The sequence below is a fragment of the Paludibacter sp. genome, from assembly GCF_009712605.1.
Taxonomy (GTDB): Bacteria; Bacteroidota; Bacteroidia; order Bacteroidales; family Paludibacteraceae; genus Microbacter.
Genome location: NZ_WASO01000003.1, coordinates 227522 through 252408 on the forward strand (window position 1 = coordinate 227522; position 24887 = coordinate 252408).

Sequence of the window (24887 nt, forward strand, 5' to 3'; positions counted from 1 at the left end):
GGGAGGTAAAATGAATTATCATATTCTTTTAGAGCTCCATGGGAGCGAAATAATATTGTATATAAAGAGTCAAGATGGTTTTGCGGTAATTTTCAATCAGTTATTCTTTTTTTTGTTCGGTTTCTTCTTTGGTTTCTGGTGTTAAGCTGACTTTGAAAAGCGACCAGAAATAGAGAGCTGCAAACCAAAGGATAGCTAAAAATCCACCGGTAAAGCCTCCTATAAGGATGCCTTTGGCTTTACCCAGACGTTGCTTCTCCAGGGGATAAACGGGAGCATCGATTACCTGTACCAGCGGCGTCTCCTGATTGATGGTCATTTTCATCACTTCCAGGTTCTTAATCATCTCCGCATAGGTAGCGCCTGCCACCTGCACATTGCTTTGCGAACGAACCACCCCAACACTGGCCACCTGGCGAACCGCGTTTGGTACGGCATCGGCCTGTGAGGCACGGGCTGCGACCGCTCCGTTGAAGATGGCTTTTACCGAGTCGGCCTGGTGGAGCAGCTTCAAGTAATTATCGCGCGACACTTTGGTTTTGGTATATACATAAAAGTCAGTTGTCTCGTGTATAAGATTCTCCACAAATAGTTTGGAGAGATCTTCATTTTCGGATACAAAGGAAATGTCACCGATACTCAGCTTTTTGCCACGCTGGGCTACGGTTAGCATGGGCTTCTTTGTAATGGTGGTATAAATGGATTGAAGAATGCTGTCCTGAGCCCGCGTGTAACTTTTTCTATCCTGACTAAGTGGAAAGGCCATTTTTTGAATTTCTGGTTTTGAGCTTTTGCTCCACCCTTCTCGCAACTTGTAAGTGTCTATATAGAGGTTCAGCAGGTTGGTTGTTTTGCCGTTAATGGTTGTCGGGCAGAGCAGTGTTTGTTCTACTAAACGGCGGGAGGTAAAGAGTTCGTAGAGATTGTCTCCTCCAAATGCGCTGCTGGCACCACCTACGCTTACACCGAACTGACTCGCAAGACTGGCGAGTCCCGACATGCCTCCGCCTTTTTCGTCCTGTAAGGCAAAAGAGAGTTTGGCGGTATAAGTCGGTTTGGTAAGAACAGATTTAGTAAGTCCGATTCCTGCTCCTATAACAGCAATAACAATTACGATCCATTTCTTGTTCCAGATCTTTTTCTTGATTGTCGTAAGATGCAGGAGCATCTCTTGTAAGGATATTTCGTCTGACGATGTCGTTCCGTTGTTATTCTGCGATGACATGTTTATATTGTTTTGTTCTGAACTCATTGTTTATAGAATCCTTTCTGAATTTTTATTTTATGCTAAGTTGAACATTTTTTCCCCTTTGGAAATTCTTTTAGCGTTTCCGACAACAACAAAATCTGAGATTAACCGCAAAGAAAAGCCAAGACTGTGCTAAGTACTCAAAGGTTTGATAAAGTCCAAGGTACAAGTGATTTCTTATGAATTAATCATTAATCCTTAACAATTAACCGTTATCTCTAATTTAATTCATGTCAATCCGTGTTCGTCCGTGGACTATAGATTGTCATTATAACGCTTTGATCAATGTTACGATCAATGCTGCCATGGAAACGATACTGGAAGTAAGACCAATTGTTTCAGCCGTGCTCATTCCTTTCTTTTCCGGTTTTAACGGGACGACAATACTTGCTCCCGGTTTCACTTTCGGATAGACCCGGAATCCTAAGAAGTGCGAAGTGGCGTCCACCGATCCGTTCGGATAAACCACGTATGTTTTCCCAGCCAACGCTTTGGCACTGAATCCTCCCGCATTGGCAATATAGTATCCCAGCGAGCGTCCGCTTTGGTAACGTACCGAAGCACTGCGGAGCACCTCACCCGATACATTCACCGTTTCCAGTTGTTTTGGGATAGAGAGAACATCACCCTCTTCCAGTTGCAGATCGTATTTTGATCCCGGATGTTTCATAATCTTTTCCAACCGGATGTCGACAATATCAGATGTCATAGCATCTTGTTTTTCTACCAGCATCGAGTCGATAGCGTTGGTTTTGCTTTTTACTTTTAAGGCTGCGTCTTTTTTAATGACCTCCATTGCTTTTTGATCTACAGCTTCCTTTTTGTGTTGACGAGTCAGGAAAGCTCCTTGTGGATAAGCATAGGCAGAGAGACCTCCTGCCTGACCAAGAAGATCGGAGATGCGTTGCTTCTTCGAGGTCAATACATAGTTGCCCGGAGCAATTACTTCGCCTTCTATCGTTACCTCTTTCATATCTTCAGCGCCGAAGATAGGACGAACTACCACGCGATCCTCCCGTTTGAGTTTGAAAGTGGCGGCTTCTCCGCTTTCCAGATCAGAGCTCATTTTAATCTTGAAAGATTCAGCTTTGGTTACGTTCTCGTTCAGTGTTTTTACGTCTGTAATCTGGCGATAAACTTCTATTTCGCCTACGTTGGCCCTGTTTTTAAAGCCGTTGGCAAGAAGAATGATGTCTTTCAGTGTCATGCCTTCGCCGAACGGATATTTGTTCGGTTTCATCACTTCTCCCGAAATATAGACAAAGTCACTCTCTTTCATATCGAGAACAGAACCGATATAGATGCTGTCTTCCCGTTGAAGCATGATGTCATTTTGTCCGTTTAGTACCTCTTTCGGGCTAAAAGAAGCAACTTCTGTGATGCCCACGTTGTTTTTGCGGAAGATCACGGCACTGTTGGCAAAAGCATCTTCTTTCAAGCCCTCGGCCAATTGAATCAGGTCTTTGGCTTTCATTCCTTCCTTCAAAGCATACACTCCCGGACGATAAACAGCTCCGGCAATTTGTACACGATTCACAAAACGATTCAGTAGTTTTCCCACCGTATATTCGTCTCCGGGTTCCGTTTGGAAGCTCTTGAAATCTCCGTTACTGATGCTTACCACACTCCTTTCTTTCAGGGTGTTGCGGTAGCCGGTGATGCTTTCTCGGTATGCTTTTTCGGTAAATCCACCGGCAAAGGTAATCAGATCCTGCAGGGTCTCTCCTTTCTTCATTTCGAAAATGGCAGGTGTCTTTACTTCACCGGTCAGTGTGACCCGGTTTTTATAGGGAAGTACTTTGATTACATCCTGATCCTGCAAACGGAAATCATGCTGCTTGCCATATACCAGAAAATCGTAGAGATCGAGGGTGCGGATTACCGAATTGTTACGGATCACCTGAATATCACGGAACGAACCGGTCTCTTTCGGGCCTCCCGATTGATACAGGGCGTTGAACACTGTGGCTAAAGACGGAATGGTAAAACTTCCCGGATGTGCCACTTCACCAATCACGTGTACCGTAATGCTGCGTATATTGCCCAGATTGATGCTAACAGATGTATTTCCGGAAGCTAAGCCTTTGTAGGTGGATGTCATGCGGTTTTTAATGACCCGTCGTGCCTCGGCAATGGTCAGCCCGCTTACATTTACCACACCAACGAGGGGAATGCGGATGTTTCCTTCCGGACTAACGTATAATTTGTGAGAAGCTTCGGATAACCCGGTAATGTCTATCAACACTTCGTCATCCGGCCCCAGTACATAGTCCTGCGGTGTAGCCAAGCGCAGGTTAGGCTCAAAACTCATGGCTGCGTTTTTAAAAATAGAGGTTCCGAATACCTTAGGTTTGGCGGCTCTAACAGAATCCCGTTTCCATTGGTCGGGTTCGAACCCGTTTTGAGCTTCGTCTCCAGCCATGTTAAATTCGTTATCTGATTCCGGATACCTGTTTCCTGGTTTTACCTCATGCCCGGAATATTGCACGATACGTGCTTTCAATTTCTGTGCTTGTTCCTGCGAAGCACCTTTCGCAGCGGCATATTGGTCTATTTGATTAACGGATACTCCCTGAACTTGCATCTGCTGCTTCAATTGCCCAATTTGGGCTTCACTGAGGTTGTCTACATTGATGTTTTGAAGGCTGGATAATGACTGAGAATAAGAGATAATTCCTATTAAAATTCCAATACAAATAAGGATAATTCGTTTCATTTTTTTATTATTCAAATATTTTGCAAAAATACAACTTTTTAATTATTGCCGGCCTTTAAAATAACACCGAAAGTGGCAAGAATTATTTTGGCATCTAACCGAATGGACCAGTTATCAATATACTCCAAATCCATGTGAATCCACTCTTCAAAACTTACATTATGACGCCCCCACACTTGCCAGGTACAGGTAATCCCGGGCTTCATGCTAAGCCGCCGGAGTTGGTGAGCCTCATATTGTTCTACTTCGGAAAGGAGTGGTGGACGTGGCCCAACTATAGACATATTACCCAAGACTACATTGATAAATTGAGGCAATTCGTCCAAAGATGTTTTGCGCAGAAATTTCCCGATTTTTGTTACCCGTGGGTCATCTTTTATTTTAAAGGCAGGGCCATCTGCTTCATTCAGCGCTGCTAATTGCTTTTTTAGATCTTCGGCATTGGGCACCATAGAACGAAATTTGTAACACATAAACCGTCTTCCATTCCTTCCAATCCGTTCCTGCTTAAAAAAAACCGGACCGCCATCCATTTTGATCAAAATAGCAATGAACAATGTCACTGGAGCCGAAGCCACGATTACGGTAAGACTAAAAAATAGGTCGAACAGATCTTTGATTTTCAATCGGAGATATTTGTCGGTTACAGTCTGGTAAGTGATAAACTGTTCGTTAAACTCTGTTTTAAGCGCATATCGCCCGTGTATATTTTGTTCCGAGTGTTGCATAATGTGCAATGTAACGCCTATGGTATTGCACAGGTCAATCAAGCTTTGTATATTGATGTTGTTGATAGGCAGGCAATAGAATATGTCGTCTACCGGATGTTGGAGAATAAAGTCTCTTGCTTCAGTTGTAGGGTAGATTTTTTGTTTTGGAAACCGGGAAAGTAACTCCGGGTCGTCGCTAAATATTCCTGCCAGCTTATACCCCCAGTCTTTTACTCTGTCGAAAGTAGATAGAAACATACAGTTGTTAGTATTGGCGATTATAATTATTTGCCTGGAGTTAAACCCCTTTCTGCGAATAAGGCGCATGCCCCTATAGAAGGCATATTTAAAAAGGATAAGGAGTAAGAAATTGCTTAGACCAAAGATCAAACAAAAATAAATTGAATCGAGACGTGTTGTCATCCACGGGTAAAGGATGGCTACGGTAATCAGACAGCATACACCGATAAGCACAACGCTGGCATAACCGCGTATCATTGACATAAATGCCAATTCACGGAAAATAATTCCCAATCTGAGGCGAAACAAAAAGTAGAACCATACACTTATTAAAATGGCAGAAATAATTATGCCATGTGCTATGGTAAACCGCTCCGGCTGTATTGTATACAGCGGAATAAATAATAGCATCGCAGATAGAAGAGTCTGCAATGTTACCATAATAAAGGATAGCGTAGATTCTCTTTTTGTAAGCATATTGCGGTATAAATTTGTACAGGTAATGAATAAACTTTATAATCTGTATTTTTCTTTGAATATTGCAAAGATAAACTTTAAGTTACCGATTAAATAGCGTCTCCACATTCTTCTGGGTTCTTTGATTAATCTAAATAGCCATTCTAATCCAGAATTGATCATCCATTGAGGTGCTCTTTTTACCGTTCCTGCATAAAAATCGAATACCGCCCCTATGCAACACACATGCCCGACCTGCAATTCATTAAAATGATCAAAAGCCCATTTTTCTTGTTTTGGGGCAGTCATTCCAATAAACAAAACATCAGGATGGAAATCATTAATAGCGTTTATTATTTGATTGTTATCTTCTTTCGAGAAAATATCTTTATATGGAGGCGAATATGTAGCTAATGTCACCGAAGGAAATTCAAAAGAAGCTCTGCGATATATCTTTTCTAAAACTTCATTACTACTACCTAAGAAAAAGCCTTTACCTTTAATGTATTGTAAATATTGCATTTCATAATCAAAAAGATCATTACCAGCAATCTTTTTTAATTTTTTTCCACCAAGTAATTTCATTCCTAACACAATACTAATTCCATCAGGAAGAACAATATTACTGCTATTGATAGCATGTCTAAAATCAATATCCTCTAAATATATATTATAAGAATGAGCATTTATCGTACTTATTAATAGTTTCGTTGAGGGTAGAATATCTAAAGAAGCGTTGAAAATTGGTACTTTGCTCAGCATTATTGCAAGTTATTTAGTTTGAATTTATGGGATAAATATGATTTGATATATTTTACGATTAAATGAATGTTTACCGATTGGTATTTTACTTTTAAATCTGGGTTTATAAAAATACGTTGAAACCCTCTGTTTCTGATATCTTGGCAAAACGCAAAATGTTCGCATCGTACCTCAACTTCAGGGTTGTTATTTTGTATAATTCTATATGTTAATGACTCAATAGCGTCAAATCGGTAGATAGCTAAACCTCCATATGCCGAATAAACCGGCATTAAAGGCATTCCCTTTTTTAAGAACCCCCATTTATAAGCATTCTCCCTTATTGAAATTTCTGATTGAGGTATTGATTCCTTATAAAGCTCGACTAATGCATATGAGTCATGATATCTTTTAGTTAACTTTGGAGATAATGAATATCCATTTGCGCAAACGACATCCCATTGTTCAACAATTCCAAACGAGTGAAAAATGCCTTCCAAATATATTTTAGATACATCTAAATCTACGATCATTACAAAATCAGGATTGAAATCGATATGTTGTAGCTTGTCTAAATAATTATTTCGATATTCCACCATCTTTGAAATTCGATCACTTGAAAAATACTTATTGACCCCTGTTTGATTAAAATTAGGGATTGTGTTAGTTTTATAATTCACACATTCAATGTATGTATTAGATGAATTTTGACGCCAACCTTTCAATGTCTCTTTTGTGTCATCAGTACTATCATTCTCAAATACAATAACAACACTTGATTTAAAGTAAGACCTTATTTCTTCAATAATAGGAATGTTCTTTTTTAGATTTGTGCTGCAATCTCTTACGATAGAGCAGATTGCTATATTGTAATTTTTTGCTAGCCCTTTTCCGTTGCTTTGCGTTTTTATTCTGTTCATTTGACCGATAGTATTCGTAAAATAGTTAAGATATAGGGATTTAAGAAATGCGATGATTTTACTTTCATATTTATTTAGGTCACAATGCGATCATATTCAATTGCAATTTGTGCCCATCTAAATTGATGTTTTAATTTTGTCGATTCAGAAAGAATTTTTTCATATAGATTTGGAGACTCGAATAGAATATCAAATATTTGAGGCAACTCTTCTATTTTGTTATAAATAAAACCATTTTTCGAACTTTCAATTATATCTTTAGCAATTCCAACAGGTTTGGATAATACCAAACAATTCATAATAATTGGTTCCACGATACAAAACCCAAATGTTTCTGATTTAGAGGCTATAATTGCAATATGTGAATCATTATAATACCTCGTTAATTGAGTAATGTTCAAATGTCCTGGAAATACAACAGAATCCTGAACATTTAATTGCTTCGATAATTGAATGCATTTATTTAAATTATCGCCATCTCCAGGTAAAATTAATTCTACTTTTTTGGGGGATAAAGAATTATACTTTGCAATGATTCTTATTAATTTATCTTGATCTTTACCTTCTCTAAATTGAGCAGGATAAATAGCTACAATTTTATTACCTATAAATCTATGTTTTTTTGCATTAATGAAATAAATATCATCAACTCCAAAAAGAAGTTTTTGCAATCGATCCCTTAAAATAGAAAAAGAGTCTTTTACATACGTCGTGGCAAATAGTACTTTATCAACAGTAACAAACAAAACAAGCCCAAGAAATAACCTGAATAATTCTCGGATAAGAATATTCTTATTGTTTCTGAACCCATGCACAGTATAAAAAATTTTGAATTTTCGAAATGAAAGTAATTTTACAATAATAGCAATTGCCAATTGCCAATTATTCTGTACATGCAAAATATGTGGATTAAACTCATTAACTAGTGATGTGAAAATCCTTACCAATCTCCTGAATTCTCTATGATATTCTAACCCTTCTACTTTTCTATAAGGAATATTCTCGACATCTAACTGATTAAACAAGCCATTCTCCTTTTCGCTGTTACCAGAAATAAATAAAAAATCTATATTTTCAATCTTATTAAATGCTAACGTTTGTTGCGTCAAAAATGTACTAATGCCATAATCGCGCTCACAAATAAAGAACATTACTCTCCTTTTTTTCATAAATGCTTATCATATTAGTTCTGTAAATACACAAATAATTCTTAGAATTCAATTAACTATCAAGTTTGCCGTTCAATACATAAAATGGATAAGCATTTAATAGTGCCAAATAGAAAGTTACAGAACCTGAAGGAAATAAGTGACCAGCAGTAGAGGAAATAACTAAAAATACTATATTTAAAACTAGTACAATAGCAAACTCTTTTATTTTGTACCTTCTATAATGGTGTAAACAAAGATAACTGATCCATAAAAAGGGAATATAAACAACGATAAAACCTACTAAACCGGATATTTTAAGAATGTCTATAAAATCAATCTCAGAACTACCTCCCACACCATTATCCTCATTAACAAATCTATACGATCCAATGCCGATTGCTTTCTCTAAGAATGTGAATTTTACAAAGTAATCATTTGTTCCCTTGACAAACCGGTCTTCCCTCCCACTTAGCAAAGCATTAGATTCATCTTGATCCATTTGGTCTATTACTTTCGAAACCTGCCCTGTTTCTTGAATTACTCCCCAATTCAGCATAATCAATACAGCGCCTAAACCAACCACAAGTGGTAAATATTTTCTTTGCCTGTCATAAAATGCAATTAGTGCAATAATAACAGAGCCAATAATGGCCGTCTTGGTTGCAAATGAAAATCCAATAATTAATGTCAAAATGGCAAACGATAGCAACTTAATATTTGATATTGAGTTTCGACGATACATATAAATTATTGCAGAAACTATTAACAAAACGATACCAGTAGCATTATGTTCGAAGAAGAAGCCTGATGTGCCAACTGGGATTCCATTGACCATATATGTAGCTTTCCCAAAGCCAAGAATGCCAAAAATTTGGTTAATAATTATCACAACATACGTAAACAAAGCAATGTTATATAGAGTTCTATTATTAATAACATTTCTCTTCGAAAGAAATGTCAGGTAATAGAAAAATGTGATAAACATTAAAAATTTTGACGCATTAATGATGTTTGTTGGAATAGTACTTATGTCAGACAATAATGAAGAAAAGAGTGTTGTTGTATAAAGTAATATATTGACAACCATTACCAACGGATTGAGCCTCGGCATGAAATAAAAAAGCAAGATCAACAACAAAAGCTTATAAAAGATACCTGGTGTAAAATTTAAATCAGGATTGGCAATTAACTGATAACCCGTCATCATATCGACAAGTACCATTCCATACATTAAGGCAATCATGACACGATTTAAATTCAAATACATATTTTTACAGCTTATGGTTTAATTCCTAATTTAGTCAATATGTTAAGTTTCTTAGATGATAAAATCATAATTCAATCCTTAGTATCGATTATACCTTTATTATCATATATATATATACTTTGAACATTTTTACGATAGTGTTGTGCAATATTTTCTTCAATGCAATGTGAACGAATCCTGTACATATTGGTTCGTAAGATTTTAGCTGGAATCCCTCCTATAACCATATTCTCAACATCGTTTTTTGAAAAATCTTTATTTACCATTGAATTAGATGCTATTGTTGTATAATTCTTAGTTATTGTTCCTGGCATTATACATACAGAACTGGCTATCCAATTTTCACAACCAATTTTTATTGGTTGTCTAAAAGGGTGAACTTCTTTGGTATTTAAATTAACCAATGGATGGAAATTTGTGTCCATAATAGATGTTTGGAAAGACGCATCAACATCATCTCCTAATTCAATTAAGCAGTCGCATAGGATTTTAGAATTAGATCCGATATTACAATTATTCCCCACTATTAATGTTCCATTAATTCTCAACAAAGTTCCCATTCCGATATCAGCTTTTCCCTTAAATATGATTAATCCCTCTTTTAGTAAAGCAATTGTTGTAGATTTATCGTAACCAGAAAGGCTTGCTCTATTTGAGCCTATTTTTATCATTTTGGTAAATATTTGACCTTCAATCTTCACTTTTCCTTCCAATGAATAGAATTGAACTTTTCCATATAGAACTACTGGTAATTTTATGGCCTGTTGAAAAGGCAAAAAGTTAAAGTTGAATAATATCGTCCTTAACAGATTAACTTGAGGCATGTCAATTCGTTTAAATATACGGGTTATAAATTTCATTTCTTTATTCTACTTATTAATGAATTTATTATATCAGTGCGCTTATTTAAATGAATCCAACAATACAAACAAACAATACCCACGCACAAAATTTCCAACAAAATAAGCCATGAATAATTTTGTTTCAGAATTTCAAGGGACAATATTGTAAGAGAAAAAATAATTAATATTGCAAATATGCGAAAAAAATCTTTATGAAAACTGATTGTATATATTTTTCTATAAAGTACATATGCAATACAGGCATAAATAAAAGTCGTAAGTGCATTACCTATTGCAATCCCCTTAAGCCCCCAAAACAGATAGAAGGGGATTTGAATTAACAATTTCGAAATAGCATAGATTATACTCATATATAAAAAACGTTTAGTATGTCCATAAGCAAGTGGAATATAATACAAACACCATGATATTGACATAAATATAGAACCAGATAAGATCCAATATAAAAAACTGGAAATGCTACTAAATTCCTTAGAAAGAAATAATTGAATAAGCACAGGAGCTGCAACTATCATTACATTTAGAATAGGAACCATTAATAAAACAGTAATAACAGCCTGAGTATTAAATGCATTGTTAAACCCAACTTTATCATTACAAAAGCTGGCTAATCTGGGATAGTAATCATTTGCTATTGCAGCAAAAACTAAATTGATAGACATATTGGTAATTTGCATTGCCCCTTGATATAACCCGACTTGAGCTAGAGATCCTTTCTTTACAATGACGATATTGGTAATATTTATAACAAAGTATTCAATCAAAGAAGAAATGACTAGCATTATGCCGAGTACAACCATAGGCTTTGCTTCCTTGATTGTTTCTCGTATTGATATTTTTACTGTAGATGTATTAACGGTTTTCTTTGTATAAAAAAAGTTCAAGGCAAGAATACTTAAAGCATTTAAGGCTATAGTAACGGGTATTGCCTTGGCTCCCCAAAAATAAAACATTATTAATGAGATCAAAATATTCCCGATTGATGAATACAAAGAAATTAAAGCAATATTCTTGATTGCCCTAAATCCTTTAAGACATGCATCATATCCTGTCGAGAGGATACTAAAGAAAACCGCAAAAGATATTATACAAAAGCCAATTATGTAGTTATTGCTTCCAAACATTAATTTGCTAAGAGGGAATGAGCATATTAATGTTACAATTACACCAATTACAGCTAAATAGAGGACTAAATTTTGCGTAATTTTAGCTACTCTTATTTTACCAATTTTCTGATGTTCTTTAGCAATCTCCCTGATAGCACTTGAACCAATACCTAATCCAATGACACTACCTAACATTAACAAGATGTTGTTGTAGACTGCAGAAATCCCAACACCTGTAGGTCCAATAAGAATTGCTACAATCTTAGATTTAATCAGACCAGACAAAATGACCACAATCTGAGTACCTCCAAATACACCAGTCGATTTTAGGATTTCTTTATATTCATTTTTGCTAGTCATGGGTACATTAATCTGATAATCTTTTGCTTTACACTATCCAATATGGAGAAATGAATCGGATTGAAATTTGAAAGCATTGTCTTTGATTCTGGATGTTTGATTTTATCAATACAAGAAATAATAATAGAGAAGGTATTATATTGATTTAATACTTTTAACTTTGCCTCGTTAAGAGAAGAAATTGAATCATGATACAAAGAGCTACCTAAAATTTCTTTGATCAGATTTAATGCGTATTGAAAGTTATTGATGTTAATTATCTTTATTTCGTTATCGGAAAAATAGTCCCCTATATTAGGGGCTCCATAATAGATAGGAAAACTTCCAGCCAGATAAGTATCTGCTAATTTTTCAGTCCAATAATTAGGATATGAACAGTTTTCAATAACAATCGAATATTTGTATTTTGATTGAATAGTGAACTTATCTGAAATATTAGTAAATCCATTGCCAAAAATATCCACTTTATCCGGTAATGCGTGCTTTAATTTTAAAGCAAAATCTACTCGATCTCGATGACCCTTAGTGATTTTTTTGTTTGATGTAATAATGCACACTTTATCTAGACGGTCCAGATTAGAGTAGCTTGAGAAATCATCATAATTCATATGTTTAGTGTTGCTAAACATATGTGAGTTTTCTTTGAGAGAACAACCTGTCATCCATGGTAAAGGAGGTATTGTAGAATAGGCATTGGATCTTTTAAGAATAGCCTTTTGACAAGTAAAAATGGAACCAAATTGATCTAAATATTTTGTTGGATATATTTTGATGTATGGCGGCTCTCCTGTAAATAATATCATCCTGTCTTTAGGATAATTTAATTCAATAGATTCTTTATAGTCATCTAAAACTACCAAGAAATCAAATTTATCTATATTTTGCTCAAATTCACTTGTGAATGTATTAATTTCGAAAATATACTTTTCCTTTACAGGCATTCCATTTTTACTAATTTGTCTATATAATGGATTATTTGAGGAGGTCAATATTAAAATATTTCTCATTAAGTCTATTTATTATATAAATGTAGCATTCTAATGATATATTTAAGAAAAAAAGATGTTGGTGACAATGTAAATAACAAACGCAAAATTCTCAAGCTATATAAAGGAATAGAATCTTTCTTATGACGACGAACAAGCTCGTTGTAGATGTTGAATACCCTAAGCCGAGTGATCCCTTTTTTATTCTCTTTTCCTGCAATACGCTTTAAATATTTAATTAGTGATAAATATTCGCAAAAATTATGATCTTGACTATCTTGTCCTTCATGAATTGTTATCTCCATTAAGGGATAAGGTATATGAACGACAAGTCCATTTTGAGGTAACGAAACAATAAAAGAACAATCAGAATATTTGCCTCCATTTTTTTTCTCTATAAAATTAGTTAATAGATGTTTGTTATACATATAAGAAGCAAAAGCAGCGTTAGCTCCTCCAGAGGTGTATTTAGAAATAAGAGTAACAGGGGAATCTATTATTTCTTTGTTATTTGGTATTTTTGAGCTAATTTTTCTTCCATTCTTTATAGTATAAGCAAATCCACCAACAGCAACAATCTTATTATCTTCTTTTATTGTTTCATATAATTGTCCAACCATTTCAGGTAGCATGATGTCATCATCATGGAAAATAATATAATATTGGGTTTGTACTTCGTGGTGAATTGCGTTAATGTGATCAATGCCGGATTCAAAAGGTTGGCATCTTCTTATATATGTGAACCGGGGATCTTTTATATTATTATTTACTATAATATTCTGAACTTCATTTGTGGCTGAATTGTCTGAGACAATAAAGTTAAAATTTTGGAAAGTTTGATTAAAGATGGAATTTATAGAACGCATTATATATTGCGGCCGGTCTCTTGCCATTAAATATATGCTAACATTGGTCATACGAATTTTATTGAATTGGTGATACGAGCAGCATTATAAAATTAAAACATTACTATCAGGGAGGCCCTATGGCGAATAATCTGATAGATTGTTGTTTTTAATCAGAGATCATATTTAGGTTCCATTTCTGTTATGGAATTTCCAAACAACATTTTAGGATAAACATTAGTATGAATATCCAGAGAAACATCTAATAAAAAAGGTTGATCTGGTTTTCCCCACATTTTTAAAAGGGCCTCTTCTATTTGCTCTTCCTGATCAATTCGGATTGATTCAATTTCGTAAACATTCGCTAAAGCAGCAAAATCAGGGGCTGAATATCCCCATACCGTTGATTGATATGCACTGTCAAAATAACTATCCTGAAATTGTCGTATCATGCCCAAGCAATGATTGTTCAGTATCACGATTTTAATCGGGAGATTATTCCGGCGGATTGTTTGCAATTCCTGCACATTGATTTGAAAACCGCCATCTCCTGCAAAACAAACTACAGGAGCTTTACCTGACGCAATCGATGACCCGATAGCTGCAGGGAGTGAATACCCCATAGCCCCCATTCCTCCAGAGCTTAGAAAAAGCTGATTGTTGGATAATGAGACAGATTGAGCTACCCACATTTGGTTGCTACCTACATCGGCAGTAACCGCAACAGCCAATCGGGAGCAATGCGATATTGCACGAACCAATTTGTTAGGGTTTATACCTTTTATATTAGATAGTTCAGCCGTATCAGGGCGTTCTTCTTTCTTTGCTTTAATCTCTGCAAACCAATAACTGAAATCAGTATCTGCAATATCACTATTCAAAAGCTGATTCAGAAAAGGCAAAATGTCAGCATGCAAAACCTGGCAATCGGAAATGCGGTTGTTTAGTTCTGCAGCATCAATATCAACATGGAATATTTTTTTCCCTGTTTTGAATGCTTGAATATCAGACCCAGTTTGGCGAAGATCAAGGCGACTGCCAATAACTAGGAGCAGATCACATGTGCCTAAAGCATAATTAGCCCATCTATTGCCATATGAGCCTATAAGTCCAATCCTACAGGGGTTGTTATCTGGAATGACATCAATTCCATTTAGGGAGGTTACAATCGGGATATTAAGCTTTTCTGCAATTAAGTGTAATTCCTTAACAGCATTTGCTATTCTGATCCCTCTACCCGCTAGAACGAGAGGTCTTTTACTTTGCCGAAGTGAAGAGATATAGTCACTTACAAAACTGAATAAATTATTTAAGTCCGGTTGTTGTACGGTTTCAGATAAATCCTTAAATTCATCACATTCTGCAATTTGAAGATTCATTGGAATGTCAATAAGGACAGGTCCGGGTCTTCCTTCCAAGGATAAATCGTAGGCTTGTTGTAAAACAGCAGGGACTTCCTGAGCCGATTTGATCGCAAATGCAGCTTTGGTCAATGGTTTTACAACAGATACAATATCTGTTTCCTGAAAACCCAATTGTCTGACAGATTTATCTCCTTTTTGTTCATTCAGATTTACCTGTCCGGTGATGAAGATGGCCGGTACAGAGTCAAAATAACAGTTGCCGATCCCCGTGATTAGATTAGTAGCTCCGGGTCCACTGGTTGCTAATGCAACGCCTGGTTTGTTGGTTACCCGTGCATATGCGTCAGCAGCCATAGCAGCAGCTTGCTCATGATGCATTGTAATGATTTTAAACCCGTCATGACGGTACAATTCATCAATTATACGGGTAATCATTCCCCCTTGGAGCTCAAAAATAGTATCGATATTTTTACTTTTGAGGAAATGTGCAATATAAGAGGTAACTTTCATAGAAGTCTTTCTTTGTGATGTTTTATTGTACGATTTAATCCCTCATTTAATCCTATCTTAGTTGAAATCGGAAAATTTTTTTTGAACTTTGTGTTATCCCCGGCGATCAACATATTTTGTCCTTCTCTATAGGGTATTGCCCCAAATTCAAGAAATTGCTCAGGTACACCCATGAATTCTGTTATTGTACGAAGCAATTGTTGCAATGATACGGATTTGGAATCACAGATATTGTAGACTCCGGATTTATTCTCAATGCTATCAATAATACCCAATAGTTGACTTGTGAAGTCTTTGATATAAAGGTAGTTGTATTGTTGTTCGCATTTAGTTAACTGTATTGATCTATTGTTTAATAGTTTTGAAATAACAGTTGGTATGAGCCAATTAGAGTTCTCAAATTCTCCAAATACAGAGAAAACACGAACCCAATACCAAGCTATCTCAGTCTTTTCAAAAATATTTCTCATATAATGAGCTGTCATAGTTTTTACCGCTCCGTAGGCATCATCCGGTTTGGGTGATGTTTCCTCGTTCACAGCAAATCCTTGCGAACCATATTCTGCCTGGGAGCCAAAAGCAATGACTTTTTTAATATCACATGTTTTGACCAGATCGAACAGCTCCTTTGAAAACCAAAAATTGTTTATCTGAAGCTCCCAGTCGTTACGATCCTTAGCACCAACTCCACCCCAAGCTGTATGTATCAATTGCTTTGGATTTAATTCTTGTATTTTATACTTCCAGTCTGGAGCATCACTATTTACCCAAGTGATTTTATTTTTGATATCAGCACATTTTTCAAATGAAGAACTGTTTCTGTATATGGCACATACCATATAATTTCTATCTAATAATTCTCTTGCAATATTAGAACCAATAAAACCGGTAGCACCTGTAATCAAAATCATTCCCACTCATCCGTTAAAATGTTTGTTTTTGGAATGCCATATTTTATTAGGCATTGCTTAAAAATTTTTATCATTGCTGGTGGTCCCGAAATGAAGAATGCATTTGTAACATCGGATTCCATTGCTATTTTTTCAATATTAAGTATTCCTTTTTTATCTTCATAAATGCAATGAGTTATCAAGGACGAATTAATTGATTGAGCATATTTTAATTCTTCTTGATATAAATTCAATGCGCCGGAACGAAATCCCGCATAGAGCACAGGCCTTGAATATTCTGAAAATGACGAATCGGTAAAGAGAGACAAAAAAGGAGTTATACCGGTTCCTCCGGAAATAAAGACTGTATTCTCTTTGCGATGCTCCTGTTCAAACAGGTCCCCATAAGGCATCTTGACCCACACTTCGCTTCCTTCCTGTATTTTTTCTCTCATTTGGCTTGTAAAGGCGCCTTTTACGGAATAAGTAATTTTTAGTGAGCCGAAGTCGTCCGGAGATGTCTGGATACTGAAACAGCGAGATTCCGGCCATTGGCTTACACCATCATAATCGCTATCGATGGATAGATGGAGAAATTGTCCTGGAGCAAAGCGAAATTTTCCGGTGATAGGTTCTATCGTTAACGTATAGACGCCTTCAACCGGATTTTCAATTTTCCGTATGATTGATTTGTATTTCTTTACCATAATTTGTGTGGTTCACTAAGTCCCTCCAAGTTTTCACCAAGTCTCGCTAAGTTTTTGTTTTACTTTGTGATGTACTTCGTGCTACTTTGTGGAATAATTTTTTGTTTCACTAAGTCACTCAAAGGATCCGCCAAGTTTCACTAAGTTTTTGTGTTACTTTGAGACATTAATCAAAGTACTAATCGTTTAATTCCGTTCTTCAATGATTTGACGTAAAAATTAATCAATAATCCCAGATGACTTCCTGACAATTTCATATACGTCAAAGTTTGTGCAATATGCACATCCGTAAAACATTCAACGGTTTTCAGCTCCACAACTACCTTCGATTCAATTAATAGATCAATGCGGTAGCCGCAATCCATCTTAATCTCTTCGTAAATGAGTGGCAACGCTCGTTCTTCTTCAACCTTTAATCCGGCTTTCCGTAATTCAAAGGCTAAACATGTCCTATATGCACTTTCCAAAAGACCTGGACCTAATGCGGTATGCACCTTGAAGGCACAGTCGAGAATTATTTTGCTTATCTGGTCTTCTGTCATAAATTTCGATTCCACTAAGTTCCTCCAAGGATTCACCAAGTATCACTACGTCGCCGTGCTACTTTGTGTAACTGCCAACAAATTGATCCAACATTTGTTCTGCATACATGAACATGCCTTCCTGCAATCCGGGATAAGTGCCTAAGAAGAAAGTATGGTTCATGATAAAGTCGGTTGTATTCAGATTGTCTGCAATACGGTGCGCTTTATTCATAAAAGCTGGTTGTTTGGTCATATTTCCGGCAAACAGATTCCTGGTTTCTATTTTATTTTGAGCCAGATAGCGGGTCAGTTCATCACGGGTGAACGGTGCACCTTCTTTGACAGTCACGATAAAGGCAAACCATGCAGGATCAGCACCTTCGGTAGCTTCAGGCAAGGTGAAGAATTGCGGATATTTAGAAAAAATACGTGTCCACGTTTTGAAATTTTCTTTCCTTTTTTCACAGAAAGAAGGTAGTTTGTCCATTTGAGCGCTACCGATAGCAGCTTGTATATCCGTCATCTTAAGATTATATCCGACCTCAGAATAAACATATTTATGGTCGTAGCCAAGCGGTAAATTACCAAATTGCTGAGTAAAACGTTTACCACAGGTGTTATTTTCACCTCCCACACAGTAGCAATCACGTCCCCAGTCACGGAAAGCACGAACCAATTTTGCCAGTTTGGGGTCGTTTGTACAGATTGCGCCGCCTTCACCGGTTGTGATATGGTGAGCCGGGTAGAAAGATATAGTAGATATATGTCCGAAAGTACCGGTATATTTTCCTTTGTATTTGCTGCCGAATGCATCACAGTTGTCTTCAATCACCCATAAGTCGTGTTTATTGGCCACTTCCATTATAGCATCCAGATTGTAGGGATTTCCCAGAGTGTGAGCCAAAAAAATGCAACGGGTTTTAGGAGAAATTGCTTTTTCGAGTTGAGCAACATTGATATTATACGTAGGAATTTCCACATCCACATATACCGGAATCAAACCATACTGAATAATTGGAGTGACAGTAGCCGGAAAACCGGCAGCAACGGCGATCACTTCATCTCCGGCTTTCAATCGTTTATCTCCCAGCTTTTCAGAAGTAAGAGCTGAAAAGGCTAATAGGTTGGCGGAAGATCCTGAATTGGTGAGCATTACATGTTTTATTCCAAGGAAATCAGAAATTTTCTCTGCGAAATCAGAAGAATAGCGTGATTCTGTTAACCAAAAATCAAGAGAAGAATCAACGGCATTAATTATTTCCTGTTCATCAAATACCCGACCTGCATAGTTAACGGGAGACTTTCCGGAAATAAATTCCTTGGTTCCAAACTGAATCTTATAGTACTCTTTTACCTTTTCAATAATCTCTGAACGAAGTTGTTTACTGTCTGACATATTATATGATTTTCTAAAATTATTATTGTTCATGTCACAAAGGCTCTCAATGTTTTCTTTGTGATACTTAGTGAAATGGGGTTTCAATATATTGTTCGATTTGTTTTTCGGTTATTTTACGAATGTCTTCCTTATTCAGATAAGCCTTATTCCATTCCACGATACTTTTGAGGGTAGTTTCAATATCCCATTTCGGATACCAGCCCAATTCAGCTTTTGCTTTGGAGCAATCCAGTTTCAGGTAGTTGGCTTCATGTGGCTGCGGGGTCGTGTCGATTTCGTAACCGGCATTATCACCCCAGAATTTGCAGAGGGTCGATGTAATCCATTCCACATTCTTTGCATCTTTATCTTCGGGTCCAAAATTCCATCCTTCGGCAAATTTTGAGCCTTCAGCGAACAACTTTGCAGTCAGCGTAAGATAGCCGGTAAGAGGCTCCAATACATGTTGCCAAGGGCGGATTGCATAAGGGCTGCGAATTTTGATGATCTCTCCATTTACTATAGAACGTATAAAATCGGGAATCAGCCGGTCTACCGCCCAGTCACCGCCACCAATGACATTGCCCGCTCGGGCTGAAGCCAAGGCTACGCCATGGTCTGCATACTTTGCAGGATTGAAATAGGAATTGCGGTAAGCCGATGTTACTAATTCGGAACAACCTTTACTGTTGGAATAAGGATCATAGCCTCCCATAGCTTCATTTTCACGGTATCCCCAGTGCCATTCCCGGTTTTCATAACATTTGTCAGTTGTTACGTTGACAATAACCTTGATGCCCGGAGTCAGTCGGCATGCTTCCAGTAAATTGACAGTGCCCATCACATTGATGGCATAGGTGTCGACCGGAATTTTATACGATTCACGAACCAAAGGCTGAGCTGCCATGTGGATAACAATTTCCGGACGAACCTGATGTACAAACCGGGATAAATGATCCAAATCCCTTATGTCGCCGATTTCGGAGGTAATCAGTTCTGCAACTTTAGCTTCCTGAAAAAGGCTTGGACGGGTAGGCGGCTCTAAAGCATAGCCATACACATCTGCTCCAAGTTTATTGAGGAGTAGGCATAACCATGAACCTTTGAATCCGGTATGTCCGGTAATCAATACCTTACGGTTTTTATAAACTGAATTGAATAAATTTTCCATTTCACTAAGCTTCTCAAAGGGTTCACAAAGTTATTCAAATAAACCTTCGTGTGACTTTGTGTGTGTTAACATTGTGCTCCTTTGTGGTATAATCAATTTACCATTTGATCCAGGGAGCTGTACCCATTTCAACCATCTCACTTAATTCTGTTTTATCGCGAAGCGTATCCATCGGCTTCCAGAACCCACTATGTTTATAGGTTACTAATTGTTTGTCTTTTGCCAGATTTTCGAGCGGTTCCCGTTCAAAGAAGGTGGAATCACCGCCTTGAATGTAGTCGAAAACTTCAGGTTGGCACATAAAGAAACCCGCATTGATCCAGCTCCCGTCTCCTTTGGGCTTCTCTTTGAAAGAGAGAATATTATTGTTTTCATCAATCAACAAAGAACCAAAACGTCCGGCAGGCTGTACGGAAGTCATCGTTATTAATTTTCCGTGTTGTTTATGATAATCCACTAACGTATTGATATTAATATCGCAAACACCATCGCCATAGGTAAGCATAAACGGCTCATTCCCGACGTATTCCTGAACCCTTTTAATACGCCCACCTGTCATGGTGTTTAATCCGGTGTCGATAAGAGTTACTTTCCACGGCTCTGCATGATTTTTATGGTAGCAAATCGTATTTGTCGACATATCTATAGTAAGATCCGAACGATGGCGATAGTAATTGGCAAAATACTCTTTGATAACATATCCCTTGTATCCGCACATAATGATGAATTCATTAAATCCATAGTACGAATAGATTTTCATAATATGCCACAAAATAGGACGTCCTCCTATTTCAACCATTGGTTTAGGCTTTAAAGATGTTTCTTCAGAGAGCCGCGAACCAAGTCCACCAGCAAGGATAAGTATTTTCATTATTAAATAATTTATCTTTTATTTATCAAACATAATTATGTGTTATTGAAAAATATTTTTATTCACGTTGATGTTATTGAGCAGTGTTTTTTGCGTAAAAAAACGGATTGCTTCAAAAAAGCATTATTTTTCAATAAATGGCAGGTTGATTATCAATGGTGTCGGCAGGATAACCAAGATGCCCGGAAACAACACGTTTACCGATTTCCTTTTCTATTATAAAAAAGGATAAAGATAAACCGTACACATAAAATAGGGAAAGATTAATTTATACAGGCTTAGCTAATCAGTCAGATTTGCTTTGTCCTGTATTAAGAATTTTTTTCTGTACTTCCCTTGCGTTATAAATTGGTCTTGGTTAGTGGCACAAAAGGGATGAGACTGTTCTCAGGATTGTAAACTGTTTTCGGTTTATCTATGGACAGCAGTCCCTCTGATTTTGGTGTGCAAATTTACGGATTTGTTTTGGTTGCACAAGCAATAAATGGAGATTTTAACTGAAAGAAAAATGAAGCGAAGGTGAGATCTAATGGTTAATTGTTAATGATAAATGGTAAATGAGTGAGAAACGAGGACGGCGGGCAAGAGACAGGTAACCATTAAGGCCGATAAGAGGCTCTTAAATATCTTCATTTCTTAATGGTAAAATTTATAGGCACGAATTGCACAAATGAATTCAGATTGCCAGGGCTATGCTTCTTAATCGGAGGTTAACCGCAAAGAACGCGGAGAATATGCAAAGCGTACAAAGATATGATTTAATTCAGATGCAGGGCTAAGGTGTCGATGCTAGGCCTGGTTCAATAAGAGCCGCCGATTTAATCCCCTCTTAATGGTATGATAGATTAATTTCTCTTTGTGATCCTGGTGGCATCTTTGTGTACTTCGTGGTAAAATCAGATTAACCACAAAGAGTACAAAGGACATTCACAAAGAAACACCAAGTTTAATCCGGAGGGAAGATGTGCCGATTAAACATTCTTCTGGTAGAGAATAATAGACACGAATAGCATGAATTAATCCTGATTGTCACGACTATGCCGTCAGGAAGTAGTAGCAGGTCTACTTCCTTAAACCGTTTTTTTTGTTTCGTATTTTGTTTCCCGATAGAATGTACTTTTGCGTCCATGCGAACCATGGAGGGATAGGGTATTGGTGCGATTTGGAATTAACTTCTTTCAGTCGTTGAACAATGTTTCGCACGACCCGAAAGACCTACTCTTGGGTGATGCGAGCTCCGACTCGCATTGTATTGCAGATATTTATAGACACAAATAGCACGGATTGGTAAAACAATTCGTGCTATTTTTCGAGTATCACTTGAAGCGAGAAGTTATTAACCGTAAACTTGGCCTCAGGCTCATTGGCCATTAACAATTAATCATTAACCATTAACCATTATTGCAAGTACCATTCATACATCCGTTGTACTCCCTCTTCGATGTCGATTTTGTGATGCCATCCCAGACGATGAAGTTTGGATACGTCGGTCAGTTTGCGCATGGTGCCGTCGGGTTTTTCGCTGTTGAAGAAGAGTTCACCCTTGTATCCAACAGTATCCACAATCAGCTCGGCCAGTCCGCGGATAGAAATCTCCTTTCCGGTGCCGATATTGATATGACAGTTGCGGATGTCGCGATCACCCGCTTTGTAGGTATCTTTGAAATCGACGTGTTCCATGACGAAAACGCTGGCGTCGGCCATCTCTTCGCTCCAGAGGAACTCGCGCAAGGGTTTGCCCGTTCCCCACAGTTCCACCTGGTCGGCAGTAATACCGTATTTAGCAAGGATGGACAGAATTTCATACGGGGAGCTCTCTCCTGAAATGCCTTCCACCGGGCGGAGATTGAGATCTTTGCGAACGGCCTCCATATTCTCCTCGTTCAGACATTTTGCTAAATGTATCTTGCGGATCATAGCGGGGAGTACGTGGCTTCGTTCCAGGTCAAAATTATCGTTTGGACCATACAGGTTGGTTGGCATTACCGCGATGTAGTTGGTCCCGTATTGCAGGTTAAAGCTTTCGCACATCTTCAACCCAGCAATTTTGGCGATGGCATACGGTTCGTTGGTGTATTCGAGGGGAGCCGTCAATAGCTCCGTTTCTTTGATAGGCTGCACGGCATCGCGCGGGTAGATACAGGTACTGCCCAGAAAGAGCAGTTTCTTCACCCCGTGGCGAAAACTCTCCCCGATAACATTCTGCTGAATTTGCAGGTTTTTATAGATGAAGTCGGCACGATAGACGCTGTTGGCCATGATGCCCCCTACGTGCGCTGCCGCCAGAATCACATAGTCCGGTTGTTCGGAGTCGAAAAAGTTACGGACAGCAACACCGTCCAGCAGATCGAGTTCGTGATGGTTTTTACCAATCAGGTTGGTATATCCTTTTTGCAGCAGGTTGTTCCAGATGGCCGAGCCCACTAAGCCACGATGTCCTGCTACATATATTTTGGCATGTTTATCCATTTGTTATTTGGTAATTAGAAATGTACGCGAAGCCACGATGACGCGAAGAAATAAAATGCCTGATTTGTTCAATTTGCGTTTTGGCGCCTTAGCGTACAATCCGGTTTGTATTTTTTTCGTTAGAGTTTTTACCACAAAGTTCACAAAGGGTAATTCACAAAGCAATACAAAGAATCTTGTTGAAACCTTTTGTGATATGAGAATGTACGTAAAGACGCGATGATGCAACGAGAATGAATGTCTAATTTGCGTCTTGGCGCCTTTGCGTACAATCCAATATGGTTACTCCGGTATTTGGCTATGCAATTTTTTGACAAACTTCATATCGTGTTGCGCCATGATGCGGACCAGTTCCGGGAAAGAAGTCTGAGTTGGGTTCCAGCCCAGCAGGGTACGTGCTTTGGTGGGGTCGCCTAACAATTGTTCCACTTCGGCAGGACGGAAATACTTCGGGTCAACTTCTACCAGTACGCGGCCGGTTGCTACGTCAATGCCTTTTTCGTCAACGCCCTTGCCTTCCCATCGCAATTCGATGCCGGTTTCTTTGAATGCAAGCGAGGCAAATTCACGAACGGTATGGTATTCGCCGGTAGCAATTACGAAGTCTTCGGGGGTGTCATGTTGCAGGATGAGCCACATACACTCCACGTAGTCTTTCGCATAACCCCAGTCGCGCAAGGCATCGAGATTTCCAAGATACAATTTATCCTGATAACCCTGAGCGATGCGGGCAGCAGCTAGTGTGATTTTGCGTGTAACGAAGGTTTCTCCGCGGCGTTCGCTCTCGTGGTTGAATAGGATGCCGTTGACAGCAAACATTCCGTAACTTTCACGGTAGTTCTTGGTAATCCAGAAGCCGTATTGCTTGGCTACTCCGTATGGAGAACGGGGATAGAACGGGGTGGTTTCCTTTTGCGGAACTTCCTGTACCAGTCCGAAGAGTTCGGAAGTGGAGGCCTGGTAGATCTTTGTTTTCTTTTCCAGACCCAGAATACGAACAGCTTCCAACATACGGAGAGTCCCTACCGCGTCTGTTTCGGCAGTATATTCCGGTACGTCAAAAGATACCTTGACATGGCTTTGAGCAGCAAGGTTATAAATTTCATCGGGTTGTGTCTCCTGAATGATACGGATCAGTGAACTGCTATCGGTCATGTCGCCGTAATGCAGGTTGACCAGGCGACTACGTTTCATATCGCGTACCCATTCGTCGAGGTAGAGGTGTTCGATTCGACCGGTGTTAAAAGAGGAAGACCGACGCAGGATGCCGTGAACTTCGTATCCTTTTTCAATTAAAAACTCGGCAAGGAATGATCCGTCCTGACCGGTAATTCCGGAGATTAAAGCTACTTTCTTCATACAAAATTGATTGTTGGTCATACAGTGAAACGAA

General features: G+C 38.0%; 20 protein-coding genes. All 20 read right to left on the reverse strand.

The genetic code is table 11. The annotated features are described in order from the left end of the window. Positions 1-100 precede the first annotated feature (100 nt). The 20 genes from F8N35_RS04930 to gmd all read right to left on the reverse strand — a co-directional run bounded on the left by F8N35_RS04930 (position 101) and on the right by gmd (position 24853). A complete protein-coding gene (locus tag F8N35_RS04930; RefSeq protein WP_293050241.1) occupies positions 101-1225 on the reverse strand; it encodes a Wzz/FepE/Etk N-terminal domain-containing protein in 1125 nt (374 codons plus the stop codon). 292 nt (positions 1226-1517) lie between these two features. Then, positions 1518-3965 (reverse strand): SLBB domain-containing protein, encoded by a 2448-nt coding sequence (locus tag F8N35_RS04935; protein ID WP_293050242.1) that lies wholly within the window; start codon positions 3963-3965, stop codon positions 1518-1520. A gap of 38 nt (positions 3966-4003) precedes the next feature. Next, complete coding sequence (locus F8N35_RS04940; protein ID WP_363928361.1) at positions 4004-5392, reverse strand: sugar transferase; 1389 nt, start codon at positions 5390-5392, stop codon at positions 4004-4006. Positions 5393-5428: 36 nt separating this feature from the next. Further along, entirely contained in the window at positions 5429-6133 is a 705-nt protein-coding gene (locus F8N35_RS04945; protein ID WP_293050243.1) for a WecB/TagA/CpsF family glycosyltransferase, read from the reverse strand. Further along, positions 6133-7032, reverse strand: a complete 900-nt coding sequence (locus F8N35_RS04950) for a hypothetical protein (protein ID WP_293050244.1) — start codon at positions 7030-7032, stop codon at positions 6133-6135. The genes F8N35_RS04945 and F8N35_RS04950 overlap by 1 nt, the downstream gene beginning before the upstream one ends. Before the next feature lie 74 nt (positions 7033-7106). Continuing rightward, on the reverse strand, positions 7107-8201 hold the full coding sequence (locus tag F8N35_RS04955) for a glycosyltransferase (RefSeq protein WP_293050245.1): 1095 nt from the start codon (positions 8199-8201) through the stop codon (positions 7107-7109). 52 nt (positions 8202-8253) lie between these two features. After that, on the reverse strand, positions 8254-9450 hold the full coding sequence (locus F8N35_RS04960; protein ID WP_293050246.1) for an O-antigen ligase family protein: 1197 nt from the start codon (positions 9448-9450) through the stop codon (positions 8254-8256). A 71-nt stretch (positions 9451-9521) separates the two neighbouring features. Next, positions 9522-10274, reverse strand: coding sequence for a hypothetical protein (locus F8N35_RS04965; protein WP_293050247.1), 753 nt, complete (start codon positions 10272-10274; stop codon positions 9522-9524). A gap of 32 nt (positions 10275-10306) precedes the next feature. Further along, complete coding sequence (locus F8N35_RS04970; protein WP_293050248.1) at positions 10307-11779, reverse strand: oligosaccharide flippase family protein; 1473 nt, start codon at positions 11777-11779, stop codon at positions 10307-10309. Next, positions 11776-12786: a glycosyltransferase family 10 gene (locus F8N35_RS04975; RefSeq protein ID WP_293050249.1), complete on the reverse strand. Its 1011-nt coding sequence runs from the start codon at positions 12784-12786 to the stop codon at positions 11776-11778. The genes F8N35_RS04970 and F8N35_RS04975 overlap by 4 nt, the downstream gene beginning before the upstream one ends. A 5-nt stretch (positions 12787-12791) precedes the next feature. After that, positions 12792-13682 carry a glycosyltransferase family 2 protein gene (locus tag F8N35_RS04980; RefSeq protein WP_293050250.1) on the reverse strand — a complete coding sequence of 297 codons (891 nt, stop codon included), beginning with the start codon at positions 13680-13682 and terminating at the stop codon, positions 12792-12794. A 101-nt stretch (positions 13683-13783) separates the two neighbouring features. Then, on the reverse strand, positions 13784-15484 hold the full coding sequence (locus F8N35_RS04985) for a thiamine pyrophosphate-binding protein (RefSeq protein ID WP_293050251.1): 1701 nt from the start codon (positions 15482-15484) through the stop codon (positions 13784-13786). Continuing rightward, the gene (locus F8N35_RS04990) at positions 15481-16395 is read right to left on the reverse strand and encodes an NAD(P)-dependent oxidoreductase (RefSeq protein ID WP_293050252.1); all 915 of its coding nucleotides are present in this window, start codon (positions 16393-16395) and stop codon (positions 15481-15483) included. Before F8N35_RS04990 ends, F8N35_RS04985 begins: the two co-directional genes overlap by 4 nt. Next, positions 16392-17081, reverse strand: a complete 690-nt coding sequence (locus tag F8N35_RS04995; RefSeq protein WP_293050253.1) for a hypothetical protein — start codon at positions 17079-17081, stop codon at positions 16392-16394. Before F8N35_RS04995 ends, F8N35_RS04990 begins: the two co-directional genes overlap by 4 nt. Before the next feature lie 170 nt (positions 17082-17251). Beyond that, on the reverse strand, positions 17252-17623 hold the full coding sequence (locus F8N35_RS05000) for a GxxExxY protein (protein WP_293050254.1): 372 nt from the start codon (positions 17621-17623) through the stop codon (positions 17252-17254). A 58-nt stretch (positions 17624-17681) separates the two neighbouring features. Beyond that, entirely contained in the window at positions 17682-19001 is a 1320-nt protein-coding gene (rfbH, locus tag F8N35_RS05005) for a lipopolysaccharide biosynthesis protein RfbH (protein ID WP_293050255.1), read from the reverse strand. A gap of 67 nt (positions 19002-19068) precedes the next feature. Next, positions 19069-20154, reverse strand: coding sequence for a CDP-glucose 4,6-dehydratase (rfbG, locus tag F8N35_RS05010; RefSeq protein ID WP_293050256.1), 1086 nt, complete (start codon positions 20152-20154; stop codon positions 19069-19071). 97 nt (positions 20155-20251) lie between these two features. Continuing rightward, positions 20252-21025 carry a glucose-1-phosphate cytidylyltransferase gene (gene rfbF / locus F8N35_RS05015; protein ID WP_293050257.1) on the reverse strand — a complete coding sequence of 258 codons (774 nt, stop codon included), beginning with the start codon at positions 21023-21025 and terminating at the stop codon, positions 20252-20254. Positions 21026-22423: 1398 nt separating this feature from the next. Continuing rightward, on the reverse strand, positions 22424-23494 hold the full coding sequence (locus F8N35_RS05020; RefSeq protein WP_293050258.1) for a GDP-L-fucose synthase: 1071 nt from the start codon (positions 23492-23494) through the stop codon (positions 22424-22426). A gap of 282 nt (positions 23495-23776) precedes the next feature. After that, on the reverse strand, positions 23777-24853 hold the full coding sequence (gene gmd, locus F8N35_RS05025; RefSeq protein ID WP_293050259.1) for a GDP-mannose 4,6-dehydratase: 1077 nt from the start codon (positions 24851-24853) through the stop codon (positions 23777-23779). Positions 24854-24887: the final 34 nt, after the last annotated feature.

Excerpts from the sequence above, each read along its gene's own strand:
- F8N35_RS04930 (WP_293050241.1), bottom strand. The coding sequence starts at position 1,225 with ATGTCATCGCAGAATAACAACGGAACGACATCGTCAGACGAAATATCC.
- F8N35_RS04935 (WP_293050242.1), bottom strand. The coding sequence starts at position 3,965 with ATGAAACGAATTATCCTTATTTGTATTGGAATTTTAATAGGAATTATC.
- F8N35_RS04940 (WP_363928361.1), bottom strand. The coding sequence starts at position 5,392 with ATGCTTACAAAAAGAGAATCTACGCTATCCTTTATTATGGTAACATTG.
- F8N35_RS04945 (WP_293050243.1), bottom strand. The coding sequence starts at position 6,133 with ATGCTGAGCAAAGTACCAATTTTCAACGCTTCTTTAGATATTCTACCC.
- F8N35_RS04950 (WP_293050244.1), bottom strand. The coding sequence starts at position 7,032 with ATGAACAGAATAAAAACGCAAAGCAACGGAAAAGGGCTAGCAAAAAAT.
- F8N35_RS04955 (WP_293050245.1), bottom strand. The coding sequence starts at position 8,201 with ATGAAAAAAAGGAGAGTAATGTTCTTTATTTGTGAGCGCGATTATGGC.
- F8N35_RS04960 (WP_293050246.1), bottom strand. The coding sequence starts at position 9,450 with ATGTATTTGAATTTAAATCGTGTCATGATTGCCTTAATGTATGGAATG.
- F8N35_RS04965 (WP_293050247.1), bottom strand. The coding sequence starts at position 10,274 with ATGCCTCAAGTTAATCTGTTAAGGACGATATTATTCAACTTTAACTTT.
- F8N35_RS04970 (WP_293050248.1), bottom strand. The coding sequence starts at position 11,779 with ATGACTAGCAAAAATGAATATAAAGAAATCCTAAAATCGACTGGTGTA.
- F8N35_RS04975 (WP_293050249.1), bottom strand. The coding sequence starts at position 12,786 with ATGAGAAATATTTTAATATTGACCTCCTCAAATAATCCATTATATAGA.
- F8N35_RS04980 (WP_293050250.1), bottom strand. The coding sequence starts at position 13,682 with ATGACCAATGTTAGCATATATTTAATGGCAAGAGACCGGCCGCAATAT.
- F8N35_RS04985 (WP_293050251.1), bottom strand. The coding sequence starts at position 15,484 with ATGAAAGTTACCTCTTATATTGCACATTTCCTCAAAAGTAAAAATATC.
- F8N35_RS04990 (WP_293050252.1), bottom strand. The coding sequence starts at position 16,395 with ATGATTTTGATTACAGGTGCTACCGGTTTTATTGGTTCTAATATTGCA.
- F8N35_RS04995 (WP_293050253.1), bottom strand. The coding sequence starts at position 17,081 with ATGGTAAAGAAATACAAATCAATCATACGGAAAATTGAAAATCCGGTT.
- F8N35_RS05000 (WP_293050254.1), bottom strand. The coding sequence starts at position 17,623 with ATGACAGAAGACCAGATAAGCAAAATAATTCTCGACTGTGCCTTCAAG.
- rfbH (WP_293050255.1), bottom strand. The coding sequence starts at position 19,001 with ATGTCAGACAGTAAACAACTTCGTTCAGAGATTATTGAAAAGGTAAAA.
- rfbG (WP_293050256.1), bottom strand. The coding sequence starts at position 20,154 with ATGGAAAATTTATTCAATTCAGTTTATAAAAACCGTAAGGTATTGATT.
- rfbF (WP_293050257.1), bottom strand. The coding sequence starts at position 21,025 with ATGAAAATACTTATCCTTGCTGGTGGACTTGGTTCGCGGCTCTCTGAA.
- F8N35_RS05020 (WP_293050258.1), bottom strand. The coding sequence starts at position 23,494 with ATGGATAAACATGCCAAAATATATGTAGCAGGACATCGTGGCTTAGTG.
- gmd (WP_293050259.1), bottom strand. The coding sequence starts at position 24,853 with ATGAAGAAAGTAGCTTTAATCTCCGGAATTACCGGTCAGGACGGATCA.